15 protein-coding genes are annotated in these 15,774 nt (G+C 66.2%); 10 read left to right on the top strand and 5 right to left on the bottom strand.

Annotated elements, in window-relative coordinates; all coding sequences use genetic code 11:
* Positions 1 to 468 (bottom strand): ABC transporter permease (locus CYD53_RS29490; RefSeq protein ID WP_146056039.1); only part of this gene is annotated, 468 nt, incomplete at its 3' end.
* Positions 469 to 1,019: 551 nt separating this feature from the next.
* Between CYD53_RS29490 and CYD53_RS30475 the strand changes: the two genes are divergently transcribed.
* Together CYD53_RS30475 and CYD53_RS29480 are read left to right on the top strand one after the other, a co-directional pair.
* Positions 1,020 to 1,301 carry a multiubiquitin domain-containing protein gene (locus CYD53_RS30475; protein ID WP_103721639.1) on the top strand — a complete coding sequence of 94 codons (282 nt, stop codon included), beginning with the start codon at positions 1,020 to 1,022 and terminating at the stop codon, positions 1,299 to 1,301.
* Complete coding sequence (locus CYD53_RS29480; protein WP_103721638.1) at positions 1,298 to 2,800, top strand: ThiF family adenylyltransferase; 1,503 nt, start codon at positions 1,298 to 1,300, stop codon at positions 2,798 to 2,800. Before CYD53_RS30475 ends, CYD53_RS29480 begins: the two co-directional genes overlap by 4 nt.
* A gap of 149 nt (positions 2,801 to 2,949) precedes the next feature.
* On the opposite strand, the gene CYD53_RS29475 is transcribed toward CYD53_RS29480, so the two are convergent.
* Together CYD53_RS29475 and CYD53_RS29470 are read right to left on the bottom strand one after the other, a co-directional pair.
* On the bottom strand, positions 2,950 to 3,813 hold the full coding sequence (locus tag CYD53_RS29475; RefSeq protein WP_103721642.1) for a GntR family transcriptional regulator: 864 nt from the start codon (positions 3,811 to 3,813) through the stop codon (positions 2,950 to 2,952).
* A 347-nt stretch (positions 3,814 to 4,160) separates the two neighbouring features.
* Positions 4,161 to 5,195, bottom strand: a complete 1,035-nt coding sequence (locus tag CYD53_RS29470) for a TIM barrel protein (protein WP_103721637.1) — start codon at positions 5,193 to 5,195, stop codon at positions 4,161 to 4,163.
* Positions 5,196 to 5,587: 392 nt separating this feature from the next.
* Between CYD53_RS29470 and CYD53_RS29465 the strand changes: the two genes are divergently transcribed.
* The 6 genes from CYD53_RS29465 to CYD53_RS29440 all read left to right on the top strand — a co-directional run bounded on the left by CYD53_RS29465 (position 5,588) and on the right by CYD53_RS29440 (position 11,948).
* The gene (locus tag CYD53_RS29465; protein ID WP_103721636.1) at positions 5,588 to 6,832 is read left to right on the top strand and encodes an acyl-CoA dehydrogenase family protein; all 1,245 of its coding nucleotides are present in this window, start codon (positions 5,588 to 5,590) and stop codon (positions 6,830 to 6,832) included.
* A 156-nt stretch (positions 6,833 to 6,988) separates the two neighbouring features.
* Positions 6,989 to 8,038, top strand: coding sequence for a DegT/DnrJ/EryC1/StrS family aminotransferase (locus CYD53_RS29460; RefSeq protein ID WP_103721635.1), 1,050 nt, complete (start codon positions 6,989 to 6,991; stop codon positions 8,036 to 8,038).
* 278 nt (positions 8,039 to 8,316) lie between these two features.
* The gene (locus CYD53_RS29455; RefSeq protein ID WP_210202459.1) at positions 8,317 to 9,315 is read left to right on the top strand and encodes a radical SAM protein; all 999 of its coding nucleotides are present in this window, start codon (positions 8,317 to 8,319) and stop codon (positions 9,313 to 9,315) included.
* Positions 9,316 to 9,393: 78 nt separating this feature from the next.
* A complete protein-coding gene (locus tag CYD53_RS29450; protein ID WP_103721633.1) occupies positions 9,394 to 10,533 on the top strand; it encodes an anhydro-N-acetylmuramic acid kinase in 1,140 nt (379 codons plus the stop codon).
* Positions 10,534 to 10,587: 54 nt separating this feature from the next.
* Positions 10,588 to 11,058 (top strand): SufE family protein, encoded by a 471-nt coding sequence (locus CYD53_RS29445; protein ID WP_103721632.1) that lies wholly within the window; start codon positions 10,588 to 10,590, stop codon positions 11,056 to 11,058.
* Between the two features lie 44 nt (positions 11,059 to 11,102).
* Positions 11,103 to 11,948, top strand: coding sequence for a HesA/MoeB/ThiF family protein (locus CYD53_RS29440; protein ID WP_103721631.1), 846 nt, complete (start codon positions 11,103 to 11,105; stop codon positions 11,946 to 11,948).
* On the opposite strand, the gene moaD is transcribed toward CYD53_RS29440, so the two are convergent.
* Positions 11,876 to 12,139 (bottom strand): molybdopterin converting factor subunit 1, encoded by a 264-nt coding sequence (gene moaD / locus CYD53_RS29435; RefSeq protein ID WP_245928499.1) that lies wholly within the window; start codon positions 12,137 to 12,139, stop codon positions 11,876 to 11,878. The genes CYD53_RS29440 and moaD overlap by 73 nt on opposite strands.
* A 111-nt stretch (positions 12,140 to 12,250) precedes the next feature.
* Here moaD and CYD53_RS29430 point away from each other — a divergent pair, with 111 nt between their 5' ends.
* Together CYD53_RS29430 and CYD53_RS29425 are read left to right on the top strand one after the other, a co-directional pair.
* The gene (locus CYD53_RS29430; RefSeq protein ID WP_103721630.1) at positions 12,251 to 13,441 is read left to right on the top strand and encodes a CaiB/BaiF CoA transferase family protein; all 1,191 of its coding nucleotides are present in this window, start codon (positions 12,251 to 12,253) and stop codon (positions 13,439 to 13,441) included.
* A gap of 314 nt (positions 13,442 to 13,755) precedes the next feature.
* Positions 13,756 to 14,781: an SIS domain-containing protein gene (locus CYD53_RS29425; RefSeq protein ID WP_245928497.1), complete on the top strand. Its 1,026-nt coding sequence runs from the start codon at positions 13,756 to 13,758 to the stop codon at positions 14,779 to 14,781.
* Between the two features lie 54 nt (positions 14,782 to 14,835).
* On the opposite strand, the gene CYD53_RS29420 is transcribed toward CYD53_RS29425, so the two are convergent.
* Positions 14,836 to 15,675 (bottom strand): ABC transporter permease, encoded by an 840-nt coding sequence (locus CYD53_RS29420; RefSeq protein WP_103721629.1) that lies wholly within the window; start codon positions 15,673 to 15,675, stop codon positions 14,836 to 14,838.
* Between the last annotated feature and the right edge of the window lie 99 nt (positions 15,676 to 15,774).

Here is a 15,774-nt window from a genome sequence, read left to right as displayed (position 1 = left end):
CGCCAGGATCATCATGATGCCGAGCCAGAAGGAGGGGATGGTGAGCCCCGCCACCGAGCCGATCCGCAAGGCGGTGTCCCAGGCCTTGCCGCGCAACCGCGCCATCAGCACGCCCAGCGGCAGCGACAGGCCTGCTCCCACGATCAGCGCCAGCACGGTGAGCTGGATCGTCGGCCACATATGGCCCGCGATCTCCTGCGAGACCGGACGCCGCGTCCACAGCGACACGCCGAGATCACCACTCAGCACGCCACCGAGCCAGCTGAAATATTGCAGCAGCACCGGCTGATCGAGCCCGATCCGGCTGCGCAGCGCAGCCACCCGATCGGGCGTCACCTCGGTATTGGCCCCCAGCATGATCGCAACCGCATCGCCCGGGATCAGCCGGATCATCAGGAAGGTCAGAACAGACACGCCAAACAAAACGACGGCGAGATCAAGCGCGCGGTTGGCAAGGAAGGAGCGCATGATGCGGTTTGACTGACCTGGTTTCGACTGCCCGCGCGGGCGGAGACTGCCCCATGCGTTGGGGCGGACAATGCCAGCATCAATCTGGTTCTAAATTGGTAATCTTCGAGAATACCAATTGCAAGCCACTTGTGCAGCTCCCGCTTCGAAATTTTCAGGGGCCGTCGGCAAGAAACAGTACGCCCGCAGCCGCATCGCCCGGCGCCACGACAGCTCATGCCGCAGATCAATCCATGGCCGGGCAGCCTGCACCGCCATCATCCACGCAAAGACAGAGCTTCACGAGCCACGAGCGAAACTAACTCTGCCGCGCCGATCGTTCAATGCTTCCATCGCGGATTGAGCCACCCTTAACGATGATCCGGTCCAGCCTTGACTATCTACCCCAAGTTGCGGCTATCTGGTTTCATATTGGTATTGCTGCAGGCAGCGGCGCCGATGATTTCGCCTTGCCTCGCCGCAGCTTTTTGCGAGCGACCGCTGGGCCGCACGCATGCGCTCGAATCCCAAGTTTGTGCCCAAGGCCTTGCAGCGTCCCCAGGAGGCAATCGATGAGCAGCACGACAAAGACAGCCGGTGATCAGACGACGTCCAGCGCCGTCGTCATCTTCGTCAATCGCAGGCGGTTCGAGGTCAAGCTAGGTGTGACAGGCGCGGGGATAGCCGCCCTGCTCGGGGTGCCGGCGGAGAACGCCGTCGTCGAGATCGAGGCGGGCGAAGGCGCGCCCACCGAATTGGTGCTCGATGCGCCCGTCACGCTCGCACCTGGCCAGCAATTCCTGGTCACGCGCCAATATGTGATGGGTGGGTCGATGGCCGGAGAGCGAGCATGAACCCCATCCCTCGCATGGTGGGGCCGGCGACGCTGTTGCGCTTCGCCTCGCCGGAGTTCGACCGCCTCGAGCGCCTCGTCTTCCGGCGCTATCCGCGCAAGGAATGGGCGAGTTTCGCGCGTTTCGGCTGGCGTGAGACGCCGGAGGGACTCGTGGTGACCCTGGCCGCGCTCGATGAGCCGGTCGAGGGCGATCTCGACGACGGCGTCGCGGATGTGAAGATTTCCGCCAGCTATTCGCGCCGGATCGCGCTCGCAGCGGAGCGGCATGCGCTTGGTGTCGGCATCATCCACTCGCATCCCGAAGGCGCTCCGCCCCGGCCGAGCTCCATCGATGACGAGATGGATCGTTATTACGCGGAATATTTTGCCGATTTCGCGCCGGGCCGCCCCTATCTCAGCCTCATCATGTCAGAGCTCGCAGGCGACACCGGCAAGGAGATCGCGGTCTCGGGCCGCATTTTCCACGGCGGCATCTGGCGGGAGGTGACACGCGTAGCGGCGGCACGCCGGCCCGACGTTGTCGCCTGGCCGGGCGGCGAGCGCCCACCCGCCCCTCCGATCCCGCCCGAGCGTGTAGCCCGCCTTACCAGCGCCTTCGGCAAGGAGGCCTATCAGCGGCTCCAGCGCGCGACCGTGGCGCTGATCGGCGCCGGGGGCACCGGCTCGGCCGCGATCCCGATCCTGGCGCGCGCCGGGGTCGGGCGCCTGATCGTGGTCGATTCCGACCATGCCAGCGAATCCAATCTGGAAAGGCTGCATGGCAGCGTGCCGCAGGACGCGACGGATGCGGTGCCCAAGGTCACGGTCGCGCGTCGCCATGTCGCCGGCATGTCGCCCGACGTGGTCGTCGAGACCTGGATCGGCCGGCTGCCTCAACCCGAGATCATCGACGCCGTGATCCAGGCCGATGTCCTGATGGGCTGCACCGACCAGCATACGAGCCGGCTCGCGGTTTCCGACATCGCGCGGCGCTACGCCATGCCGGCGCTCGACACCGGCGGGTTGATCGAGGGCGCGAACGGGGTGGTCACGGGGCAGATCGTCCAGCTCGTCCGCTTCCTCCCGGAGGATCCCTGTCCGCAATGCAGGGGCATGATAAACCCGACCCGTTTCCGACAGGAACTGATGTCGGCCGACGAGCGCGAGGCCGCCAAGGCCGAGGCCGAGGCGGCCGTCGCGCGCGGTGAGCGGCCAGACCCGATCGCCAGCGCGATCCCGCAGATCGACACGGTCGGCTACATCACCACGACGGCGGGAACACTGGCGGCGGGCTTCGTCATCGGCTGGCTGACCGGGCGCTTCGATCCGAAATTCGAGCGCCTCCAGCTCGATCTGGTCGCCGAATGCCTCGGTGCTGTCGACCGTCCCCAGCGCCGCAAGGGCGATTGCGCCTGCGGCCGGGTGCGCGGCTTCGCCGATCAGGCTGCAGACACCGCCCCCTTCCAGCCGCCAGCCCATTGGGAACCGGCCCGAAAGATCGTGGCGGAGAAAGTCTAGAGCAGGGCCCGATCCAATTGGATCGTTCAATTGCCCCAGAGCCGGATCCGATCAGGTCGGATCGACCTGATCGGTAAATCCGTCTCTCATATTTGACAGAGCACGCCCGATATCCGCTTCGCTCGAAAACGCTCCAGGGCAAGGTGGTTCTATGTGAACGTCGCGTCAGCTCCCTCGCCCTCGCCATTGGTCTCGCTCGGGCTGGAGCGCAGCGTCGCGACGAAATCGTAGCGGTCGCCGCGATAGGCAGAGACGGTGAACTCGATGGGGCGGCCATTGGCGAGGAAGGCACGGCGTTCGATCCGGAGCACAGCGCTGCCGGGCGGAATCATCAACAGCTTGGCTTCCTGCGTGGTGGCGAGCGAGGCATGCAGACGCTGCACGCCCCGCGCCGGCCGGCAACCGGCGGCCGCAAGCGCCGCATAGAGGGAATCCCCCACCAGATCCGGCGAGGACAGCAAAGAGGCGGGCACGGCCGCGGTCTCGATAGCCAGCGGCTCGTTCTCGGCTGTGCGGACCCGGGACAGGCGCAGCACGGACCCGCCTGGATCCAGGCCCAGCGCCAGCGCCTCGCTGGAAGAAACACGCGCGACCTCTTTGGAAAGCCAGATCGAGCCGGCCCGGCGCCCGCGCGAGGACATCTCCTCGGTGAAGCTCGCCAGCACGGAGAGAGGCTGTTCGATGCGGCGCGTGACATAGGTGCCCGAGCCTTGCCGCCGTGTCAGGATGCCCTCCCGCAGCAGCACCTCGATGGCACGGCGCACCGTGATGCGCGCGAAACTGGTCCAGGCCGCCAGGTCGCGCTCCGATGCCAACGCCTCGTCAGCGCGAAAGACGTCGCGCTGGATCAGGTAGCGGATGGCTGCGGCGAGCTGCAGATAGCGCGGCGTTGCGCTTGCCGGGTTGAGTGCCGCGAGAAGCTCCGTCCGCACATTGCGCCGGACGGCGTCGCCCGCTTCAGATGCTTGTTCGGCGACCGTCGACCGGGCGCGATTCGACGGCTGTTTCGTCATCATCCGTTCGTCTGTTAGGTCCGGGCTACGCGAAGCGCACCGGGACTCGGCTGCAGCGTCTCGCGACGGGTGCTGCTGCGCCGGGAGCCGACACGCTCTACCCCGCCGGTGCTTGAAATGCCCCAGGGGCTGCAGCCGAGACTAGGCCAGACGAAATTACTTTAACATCGATTCATTCCGCGAAGACGCGCTTATCCAAAGGCGAAGCCTCCAGCACGGGCTGGCGCAGGCGCAACCTCGACACGTGACGCACCCTGGCGGAAATCCGTCCCCGGGCAGCCGGACGCCACATCCGCGCGACGTCCCGTCATGGCCACGCTTCGTGCGAGTGACCGGCCCCAAGGGCCTCAGACCGCCCCCGCCTGGTCGAACAGCGCCGCGAGCCGTTCGAGCGAGCGGAGCTGGGCGCCGTTGTCGATATGCGATTCACCGGCCCCCGGCTCGACCTCGACGACAAGCGTCGAGGCTCCCTGTCCCAGCTGGTCCGGCAGCAGCGCGAAAGGCAGATTGCCCATACCGATTTCCAGCCCCTCGCTGACGATGCCTTCGACGAGACGCGCTTCGGGCAGGTTCGGCTCTGCGAGTTCCGCCGCATCAAGCAGGCTGGCGTCCGAGACATGCAGGTAGCTCATCGCGCGATCGACGAAATCGAAGGGCGCCAGCCAGTCCGCCTGATCGAGATCGTCCGGGGTGATCCAGGCGAAGCGCGGATCGTCGACCGTCTCAGCGAAGCGCAGCTTGCGGCGGTTGAACAGATTGGCCGAGAGCGTGGCGTGCGCCACGTCGACGAAGGGCTCGACATTGGTCAGCCCTTCCTCAACGCAAAAGTGGCGGAAGGCGCTGATCTCCCAGGGGAAGAAATGGTCTAGCGGTCCGCTGAGGTAAGTCCGGCCATCGCGTGGCAGCAGCGAATAATGCCCGATATTCTCGACCAGCAGCCTGATGTCGGGCGCGAGGCGGGCGAGGTCGCGAATAATGGCGTTGAAACGCCCAACCGCCTCCGGCTTCGAGATGGCGCGGGGCGGCGCATCGCCAAAAACCAGATCGAAATAGCGATGCAGCACGACCGCCCCGGCGCCGATCTCCGCCGCGAAAGCGATCGCCCTCTGGCATTGGCCGGCGTCGAAATCGACCTGCGTCACCACGGGCACCTGCTGCACCGGTACGTGCACGATCAGGCGCTCGACCGCATGGCGATCTCGGAGTCGAGCCACCGCTGCGCGGGAGGCAGCGAGGCCGGCGGCCGTATCGATGTCGCGCGCGCCGAAGGTGTGCAGTTCCAGCACGATGGGCCGACCCGCCCGGGTCAGCCATGCGGCGCGGGCCTCCAGTTGAGCGGGATCGGCCAGCGCGGCCTTCAGGGCGAAAACGGCGTCGGTCATCGGCTCTCCCGGAGCGGCTTCTAGAGCGTTTTCGTCGCACCGGCGCCGCCTGCGCCGGTGCGGTCACCGGGCCATGCCTACGGCAGCGCTGCCCGTTTCAGGATGGCGCCCTCTTTCCCGCCACGCAATAGACAGATTGGTACCGGATAGGTATTGCTCTTGAGAGATTTCCCGCGAGCCTCCATAGTCAGCCTTCCGCTGCCGGTGTCTGCCAGGCATCCGGCTGAAGATCTTGACTAAACCTCGTTTCGGTCGAAACCGGAACTAAAGAGTCGCATTCTACTGATATTATACGGTATTTTATCCATCATCGAACGGCCCCATCGTTTGCAGATTCACGGCGAACGAAAGCGACGCGAATTCGGATTGGTCCTATCCCGAGGAGTGTGGCCATGCAGAATGCTAGCGCATTTCGATCATTTCCCACCCCGTCCCGCGCCGCGACGGAGCATCCTCGCGCCGCCGCGTTGACGCGGGCCCGGGCGCTGATTCCCCTGCTACAGGGCAGGGCTGCGGATGGCGATCGCGACGCACGGCTCTCGCCCATCGCGATGGACGCCATGCGTTCGGCCGGGCTGTTCCGCTTGCTGCAGCCAAGGCGTTATGGCGGGCTGGAGCTCGACCCCGAGACGTTCTTCATCGTCCAGGCAGCGCTCGCCGAGGGCGACATGTCGGCCGGCTGGCTGCAGGGCGTGATGGGGGTGCTCGCCTTCCACCTCGCATTGTTCGACGAACGTGCGCAGGACGATGTCTGGGGCGAGGATCCCGACGCTCTTCTCGCCTGCAGCTACATGCCCACCGGCACGGCAACCCCGGTCGACGGCGGCGTCCGGCTCAGCGGGAGATGGGGCTTCGCCAGCGGCTCGAACTATTGCGACTGGCTGATACTCGCAGGCAGCGTCAGCGCGGAGACGGCCGGAACGGAAGCGGGCGCACCAGGCACGCCGCCAGATTTGCGCGTCTTCCTCGTGCCCCGTGCCAACGCCATCGTGCATGACAACTGGGACACAACGGGGCTGCGCGGCACCGGCAGCCAGGATGTCACCGTGGAGGATGTCTTTGTCCCCGAGCACCGCGCTCACCGGCATATCGACCGCTTCCTCGGCACCAGCCCCGGTCTCGCGATCAATACAGCCCCGCTCTACCGGCTGCCACTGCCGCAACTGCTGTTCCGCACCATCACCATGCCGGCCGCCGGCGCTCTGCGGGGCTTCCTCGACGCCTTCCTCGACCATAGCCGCACCCGCATCGCCGTCACAGGTCAGGCCGTGGCGCGCGATCCGGTGGCGCAACTCGTCGTCGCCGAGATCGAGGCCTCGCTCGACGAGATCACCGCCATTATGGGGCGCAATTTCGCGCAGCTGATGGATTATGCCTGCCGCGGCGAGCAGGCGCCGATCCCGCAGCGCATGGTCTACCGCCTTCAGGCGACGATGGTGGCCGAGCGCTGCAGCTTGCTCGCCGCGAGGCTGTTCAAGGCCTGCGGAGCCTCTGGCCTGACAAAGAGCCATCCTTTCGGGCGATATCTCGCCGATATCGCCGCCGGTCGCCAGCACGCAGCCAATCAATACGAAGCTCAAGGCCGCGCTCTCGGCGCTTCATTACTCAGTATTGGAATAGAAGACACGGTATTATAGCCTATTTAATCGAATTTTACTCGTAAATTTACTTGTATAATGAGATTGACGACTGAAATGAAATTAATCTAACCTCACTCTCGAGCTTATAAACTTGGCGAATTCGAGAATCTGGCGTCGCGAGGCGCCATTGATCAGCACCGGAGCGCAAAGCCGATGAACCCCGCCATGCCGCCGCCAATGCCCTTCACTGTTGGTTTCGACGACCGCGACGAGGACGAGGTGATGGCGCGCTGGCGCAAGGTGCTGCGCTCGCAGCGCTGGAGCCATGGCGAACAGATCGAGGAATTCGAAGCGCTGTGGCAGGACTGGAACGGCCTTGCCTCCGTCGCTTTCGACAACTGGGCCGGGGCCGCATTGGCCGCGCTGGATTTCGTCGGCGTCGCCGGCGAGACGGTGTTGTGCCCGTCGAACACCTTCCTGGCGACGCCGCGCGCCTCCCAGCTCGCTGGCGCCGAAATCGTATTCTACGACTGCAATCGCGAGGATCTCTGCGGCTCCTATGACGACTTCGTCGCCAAGGCCGAGAGGGTGAAGCCAAAGCTCGCCTGGATCGTTCATATCGGCGGCCACATCGCCTTCGACATCGAGCGCATCGCCGCCTATTGCCGCGAGAAGGGCATCGTCCTGTTCGAGGACTGCGCCCATGCCGCGGGCGCGGACTGGAACGGCCGCAAGCCCGGGAGCTGGGGCGAGGTTGGCCTCTACTCCTTCTATGCCACCAAGACGATCTCCACGGCCGAGGGCGGCATCGCCGTCAGCGGCAATGACGAGATGGTGCGGCATCTGCGCAGCTACCGCGATTACGGGCGCGGCTCGCGCTACAAGGTGCGCAGCCTCAATCACCGTCTGGATGAGTTCCGGGCCGCGCTGGGCGTGGTGCAGACCCGGCGCCTCGGCGAGATTGTGGCCTGGAAGCAAGCCTATGCCCGCGACGTGCTGGACCAGCACCACCCCAACCGCGTGCGCCTGCCCGCCGGCATGTCGAGCGGCTTCTACAAATACATCGTCTTCGACGAGATCCCGGTCTCGACCGGCAAGGTCTACGAACTGCCGTGCCATCGGATATTCGGCCACGACGTCTCGCTGCCGAATACGGAATGGGCCGCCGCCAACCACTGGTGCGTGCCGATCTATTACCCGCGCGAGGGTGGTTTGCCGGCACAGGACAAGACGAAATGTCTCCGGACGCCGGCTCCGGCGTGAGGATCCCGCGCTGCGGATCGTTTGACGCAGTGGTATTACTTTGATACTAAAGTGGTCCTATAAAAATACGCGAACGACAATCTCTCCCGGCTGTCGAGCCGGCGTCCCCGTGACGCGTCGCGAGGCCATGATCGAACACGAAATGGAGGTCGACCGGCGCAGCGAGCGCCGTGATGGGGCGTTTCGAGGTTGCACAGGGTCGGCCGCTGCAGGGCGGCGTGTGTTTCTGCCGTCGAGAGCAGGCCCGGCGCGCGCGCCGGGCGGAAGGCAGGTCGGCCATGGCAACCGTGCAAAGGCAATTCAACCCGGAGGCCAAGGCTATGCTGCATGCAAACACCGCCCAGAGGGCCGCTCCTTCGCCCGTCTGGCTCTGGCTAGACCCGACGACACGCTGCAATCTGGCGTGTCGCCTTTGCTACACCAAGGAAAGTCACGGCAAGCTGGACCTTGATCCGGCCGATCTGGAACAGGCCCTGATCAAGCTCAAGGATTCGCCGGCGCTCGAGGTGAAGACCATCCACCTGAACTGGCGCGGCGAGCCCTTGATGAACAACCGTTTCCACGAGCTCCTGGCGGTCACGCGCGACATCATGCCCGATACCCAGCTGCAATGGCACACCAACGGCACGATGCTGACCAGGAAGCGGGCGCGGCAGCTGCTCGAAGTGAAGCACCGGCACAAGATTTTCGTCTCCATCGACGGCGGCAACGCGCTGTCTCACGATCTCAACCGTGGCGAGGGCACGTTCGAGCGCACGCTGCGCGGGCTCGAGATCTTGCTCGACGAGGCGGCGGACGACGAGTACGTCAAGGTCGGCGTTTACCAGATCGATCTCGGCGAGCCGATCGAGAGCTATGATCCGGCTTTCCTGCGCCTGCTCGAACGTGTCGACGACCACGTCAAGGTGACGCCGCTGCTGCCTGGCGGCGCGCACCACGACGTCGCCTCCCTGTCGGATCTCGAAAGCGACGAGAAGCTGCACCAGCGCATGATGCAGGACGTCAATCCCAAATTGCCCGTGCCCAGCGGCGCCTGCTTCTGGGCCGGTCATGTCATGTGCCTGGCGCCGGACGGCAAGGTCTCGATCTGCATCATCAGCCACGGCCAGCACGGCGTGATCGGCAACCTGTTCGAGGAGAGCGCCGAGCAGGTGCTGGAGCGCGGCCTGGCCTTCCGCGACCGCATGGAAACGCAGGGCCGCTGCAGCGTCGGCCATTGCAAGACCTGCCGGAAGCCGGAGGGCCAGGTCTACGCCAAGCACCGCTTGGCCGCCTGAGGCGATGAACCGTGATGCGCGCCACGCCGAATTAACTATGAATCATCAGAATCTGGGAACGGAAAGGGAGTGCGTCGCATGAAGCCGGTTTGGGCTATCGGGTTAATGACGGGGACGGTTCTCGACGGGATGATCGACGTGGCGTCGATCCGCACCGATGGGGAGAATGTGGCGGAGTTCGGCCACTGGAAGCTCGCACCCTACAAGACCGACATTCGGGCCCTGCTCGCGGACGCGGTCGAAGCGGCGCTGGCCTGGCGCTTCGAAGGGCCGGAACCCGCCATCTTCGCCGAAGCCGAGGCGGCGCTGACCCGGGCGCAGTCCGAGGCGGTGGCCGATTTCATGGCGGAGGCGGGTCTGGCGCCGTCTGATGTCGCGGCTGTCGGCTTCCACGGGCAGACGGTGCTGCACCGCGCGCCCGAGCCCGGCCGACATGGCGACACACGCCAGCTCGGTGACGGGCGCCTGATGGCCGATAGGCTCGGCGTCGACGTCGTCTACGACTTCCGCACCGCCGACATGCGCGCCGGTGGCCATGGCGCGCCGCTTTCGGCGAGCTATCACGTCGCATTGCTGCGCGGCATCAATGCGGGGCCCGAGACGGCAGCGCTGAACCTCGGCGGCGTCGGCAACATCACCTGGTGGGCGGGCGGCGAGGAGTTCCACGCCTTCGACACCGGACCGGCCAACGGGCCGATCAACGACTGGATCATGCGCCACGGCAAGGGCGACATGGATGTCGACGGAGCACTGGCGCTCAGCGGCACGGTCGATGAGGAGCGGCTCGCCCGGTTGCTCGACCACCCCTATCTGACCGCGCCCTATCCGAAATCGCTCGACCGCTACGATTTCACCGCCGACATGGCCGAGGGGCTTTCGCTGGCGGACGGGGCAGCGACGCTGACCGCCTTCACCGCCGGCACGGTCGGACGCTCGCTCGACCAGTTGCCGCAGCGGCCGACGAAGCTCATCGTCTGCGGCGGCGGGCGCAAGAACCCGGCGATCATGGCGGCACTGGCGAAGCGCGCCGGGGTCGAGGTCGTTCCGGCCGAAGCAGTCGGCTTCCGCGGTGACGCGGTCGAGGCCGAATGCTTCGCCTATCTCGCGGTCCGCGCTGTGCGCGGCCTGCCGTTGAGCTTCCCCCTCACCACTGGCGTTGCCGCGCCGATGACCGGGGGGCAGATCGCGAACCGCCCGGCCACCGCCAGGCGGGCCTGAACCGGCCTGGAACAAGTTCTCTGCACGACCAACGTCATCAAGCCGGAGTCGGCCATGACCATGCTCGACAGCCCGATCGAGGAACCCATCGCCGAGGTCGCGGCGCGACTCGAAGCCGAGTTCGCCGCCTTCGCGGATTTCACCGAACGGGTCGGGCATGTGCTCAGCCTCGGCCGGCGCTTGCCGCGTCTGGCGCCGGAGGATTGCTGCGAGGACAACCGGGTCAAGGGCTGCCAGTCTCAGGTCTGGGTCGTGGCCGAGCATGACGCCGACCAGGACCGCATGCGGCTCGCGCTGGATTCCGACGCGATGCTGATGCGCGGCCTGCTCGCCATGGTGCTCAGGCTCTATGGCGATCGGCGGCCGGACGAGATCCTGGCCTATTCGCCCGAGGTGATCGAGCGTCTGCTCGTCGGCCGCAGCCTCGCGCCAAGTCGCGCCAACGGGCTGTATCTGGTGGTCAAGCGCATCAGGGCGGCCGCAGCGGCCGCCTCAGGCGGACGTCATATGGCCCGCGAGGCGTGAGCGGCGACGGCGCGCCAGGATCGCATGCAAGGAGGAGCGCTGGAATGCGAATGCCCCAGACGCTGAGTTCCGAGGAGCTGCAATGGTATCGGCGGCAGACCGTGCTGCCGGAAATCGGCGTCTCCGGCCAGGAAAAGCTCAAGGCGGCCCGGGTCCTGGTCATCGGCGCCGGCGGGCTGGGCTCGCCGCTGCTGCTGTATCTCGCTGCGGCCGGCATCGGCACGCTGGGCGTCGTCGATTTCGACTATGTCGAGATCTCCAACCTCCACCGGCAGATCCTGCACTCGGTCGAGCGGCTCGACATGCCCAAGACCGAGAGCGCCGAGAAGTCGCTGCGTGCGCTGAACCCACATGTTGCGATCATCCGCCACGACATGCCGATCAGCGCGGAGAACGCGGCAGGGCTGGTGGCCGGTTACGACATCGTCGCAGATGGCAGCGACAATTTCGCGACTCGGGACGCCGTGCATTCCGCCTGCCTTGCGGCACGGATTCCGCTGGTCAGCGCTGCGGTACAGCTCACCGACGGGCTGATCACCACCTTCAAGGCCTATCTCGGCCCGCCGCACCCTTGTTACCGTTGCCTGTTCCCGGACACGCCGCCTGCGGCGGTGACGCCGTCCTGCTCCGAAATCGGCGTGCTCGGCCCGGCGGTCGGCGCGCTCGGCTCGATGCAGGCCATCGAGGTGATCAAGGAGATTCTGGGCACAGGGCCGAGCCTCTCGGGCACGCTGATGATGTACGACGCCTGGCGCTGCGCGCTCGACGCCATCGCCCTGCCACGCCGGGTAGGCTGCCTGACCTGCGAAGCGTTGGCTCAGCCGCCCGTCACCGGCGGGAACAGCCCCACCTCGTCATCGGAGGCAAGCTCGTGCGAATTCTCGACGTAGCGGCGATTGACGGTGAAACGCATGCTGCCGCGCGCGTCGGCGATTTCGGCCAGGGCCGGATAGCGCGCCGCAAGATGCCGCACGAGGTCGTCCACCGTCCTGCATTGCGGGGGCAAGGTGATCTCCTCATTGGGGACGCCGGTCTTGGTGCGGAGCCAGGAGAAATAGGAAATTTTCATATTGATCTCCATTTCCAAGCGTAATAAATTCTGATAACGAAGTTTATGTCAATAACAATCTCTTCGTAAGTCAAAATTTATGGTATTTATATGGAAGAACGACAATAACAGAAGGGTGAATTCATGCCGGCATCGCTTGACGGGATAAAGGTCATCGACCTTTCGCGCTATATTGCCGGGCCGTTCTGCGGTCAGCTTCTGGGCGATCTCGGCGCCGATGTGGTGAAGGTCGAACGCATCGACGGCGGCGAGGAGGGCCGGCGCGTCGGCGAGACGGTCGAGGGAGACACGCTGTTCTTTCTCTCGGCCAACCGCAACAAGCGCGGCTTCGCCATCGATTTCCGCGACAAGGAAGGCCAGGCGCTGCTCCGGCAGCTCGCCGCTACGGCCGACATCCTGATCGAGAACTTCCGGCCCGGCACGATGGAGGCCATGGGACTCGGCTGGGACGTGCTGAGCGCGCTGAATCCGCGCCTGATCATGGTGCGCATCTCCGGCTTCGGGCAGGAAGGGCCGCTCGCCCAGCACCCCTGCTTCGATGGCGCCGCCCAGGCGCAGTCCGGCGTCATGGCGATGACTGGACCGGCAGGCGGCGCGCCGACCATGGCGGGCGTCTTCGTCTGCGACTATTCGACCGCGCTCTACGGAGTCATCGGCACCCTCGCGGCGCTGCACGCCCGCGAAAGCAGCGGCCGCGGCCAGGTCGTCGAGGCGACCTTGATGGATAGCGGCATGGCGCTGATGACCACAGCGATCCCAGAGCGCATCCTCTTCGGCCGCGAGCCGGAGCGCCTTGGCAACCGCGACCGCTACCTCTCGCCCTCGCACTGCTTCCGTAGCCGGGACGGCATCTGGATCTACATCGTCGCCGGCAACGACGTGCATTTCCCGCGGCTCGCCGCCGCGATGGGCCGGCCGGAGCTGGCGCAGGATGCACGCTTCGCCACCTTCGTCGCCCGCAATGCCAATGTCGCGGAGCTCGAGGCGATCATCGATGCCTGGGCGGCCGAGCTCGATGGCGAAGCCGTTCTCGAGATCATCCACGCAGCCGACATACCTTGCGAGCGAGTCGCCACCATCGCCGACGTCATCGCCAATCCGCAGGTGGTGCATCGCAAGCAGATCGTCGACGTGCCTCACCCGGTGATGGGTTCGGTGCCGTTCCAGGCGCCTGCGGTGCGGCTGCATGGCACGCCCACCGTCATTCGCCGCGGCGCGCCCGGCCTCGGCGAGCACGGCGCCGAGATCCTGTCGGACTGGCTCGGCATGAGCGCCCCCGAGATCGAACGGTTGCAGGCGGCGGGGACAATTTGAGAGGCGCGGCAGCGCCGGAGCAGGATGCGAAACGGTGGGAGCCGGTTTTGCGCGTCTCCCCCGCTCTCACGCTTTGATGCGAGCCAGATACGGACTCCGGTCGAACGGCGGCAGTGGCTTCACCCAAGGCGCGCATCGATTGGTATTGCTAGAATGACAAAAGGCATTAAAGTGGTTCTATAACTGCCAGGGAACTTCGCCATGCCGACGGAACGCATCAGTCAACGTTTCGTCGATCCCGGCTCCTGGATGACCCGCGAGATTCTGGCGAGAGCGAATTCGGCCGTCGCCGGTCAAGCAATGGCCAGCAACCCATGACGGATCTCGGGCTCGGCTCCGCAATGGCGACGGAAACCGCCGAAGCGCCGGATGTGGTGGCCCGCATCATGGCCTCGCGTGGTGACCTCGCGGCTCTGGCCGCGCGCTTGCAGCAGATGGATTTCGATGTCGCCGTGATCTGCGGGCGCGGCAGTTCCGGGCATGCCGGCGTCCATCTGCGCTATCTCCTGGAGACGCGCATCGGCGTGCCCGTTTCCGCGACCGCGCCGTCGGTGATCACCAGCCTGAAACGGCCGGTGGCGTTGCGTCGCGCGCTGTTCATCGTCATCTCGCAATCGGGCCGCAGCCCGGACCTCGTGGCGGCCACGACGGCCGCGCGTCGTGAGGGCGCCGCCACGGTCGCCATCCTCAACGACGTCACCTCGCCCGTGGCTCGCGCGGCCCAATGGGTGCTGCCGCTGGCGGCGGGGCTGGAGCGCTCGGTCGCCGCCACCAAGAGCGTGATCGGGTCGATGGCGCTGGGCGCGCTGCTGGTCGCTCTTCTGGCCGATGATCACGAGCTCGTGGCCGCGCTGGAGCGCCTGCCGGGGCGGCTGTCGCAGGCCTTGCGGCTCGATTGGGACGTGGTCGGCCGGAGCCTGCCGATGGCGCGCGCCGCCTTCATCGCAGGGCGTGGCTACGGCCTGGGCCCGGCGCGCGAAATCGCGCTCAAGATGGCCGAGACCTTGCGCCTGCCGGCGCTCGCCTATTCCGCTGCCGAATTGCTGCACGGACCGCGCGCAGCCGTCACCGAGCAGACCCCGGTGCTGGCGCTGCGGGTCGGGGATGAGACCGCCGAGGCGGTCGACGCGCTGGTCGCCAATCTCGACGCCTCGCATCTCGTGGTGCACCTGGCCGGCGGGCCGGGCTCGCGCCTGCCCTGGATCGGCGACGACCATCCGGTCACGGACGCCATCGCCATGCTCGCCCCGGCCTATCGCATGATCGAGCGCACGGCGCTCGCGATGGGCTATGACCCCGACAATCCACCGCATCTGAAGAAGGTCACGGAGACGCTGTGACGCTCCAGAGCGCCACGGATCCGGCGATATCGCGGGCAGTGGCGTTTCGGCAGATCACTGCTCGCCCCTGAGGCGCGGATCGAGGGTGTCGCGCAGGACATCGCCGAGCAGGTTGAGCGCGAAGGCCAGGATCAGGATCGCCAGCCCTGAGAACACCGCGCTCCAGGGCGAGAGCAGCAGCACATTGCGCCCCTCCGAGAGCATGGTGCCCAGCGATGGCGCCGGCGGCTGCGTACCGAGCCCGAGGAAGGAGAGCGAGGCTTCGACCAGGATCGCAGCCGAGAGCAACAGGCTTGTCTGCACCAGCAGCACGCTCGCCAGATTGGGCAGCATATGGATGAAGATGATGCGCGCGTCGGAGGCTCCGATCGCGCGCGCATTCATCACGAAATCGCTCTCGGCCACGACCAGCGCCGGCCCGCGCAGCAGGCGCGCGAAGATCGGCGTGTAGACCACGGCGATCGCGATCGCGGTCGGGCCGGAGCCCGGACCCAGCATCGCGATGACGCCGATGGCGAGCAGGATCACCGGGAAGGCGAAGAGCACATCCATGCAGCGCATGACGATGCGCTCGGTCCAGCCGCGATAATAGGCCGCGACCAAGCCAAGCGTGCCGCCGATCAGGAGCGCGACGATCACCGCCGCAGCCGAGATGCCCAGCGAAGCGCGCAGGCCATGGATCAGCCGCGACAGCAGATCGCGGCCGAACTGGTCGGCGCCCAGCCAATGCGCCGCGCTCGGCCCCTTCAACCGGGCCAGGATGTCCTGCGCCAGCGGATCGTAAGGCGAGATCCAGGGCGCCAGCACGGCGACGAGGACGAGCAGGGTCACGGCGCTCGCTGCGACGACCAGCAGCTTTGGCGTCTTGCCTGTCTTGGGCGGCTTCCCGGCCATGGCGGCGCTCACAGCCGCACGCGCGGATCGATCAGCACATACAGCAGATCGACCACGAAATTGACCAGCACGAAGGCGAAGGTGACGACGAGGATGGTC

Origin of the sequence: Allobosea psychrotolerans (assembly GCF_002917105.1) — a bacterium.
In the GTDB taxonomy this organism is placed as follows: domain Bacteria; phylum Pseudomonadota; class Alphaproteobacteria; order Rhizobiales; family Beijerinckiaceae; genus Allobosea; species Allobosea psychrotolerans.
Note: the sequence above shows the minus strand (reverse complement) of the source record. Positions and strands in the feature narration are given on the sequence as shown.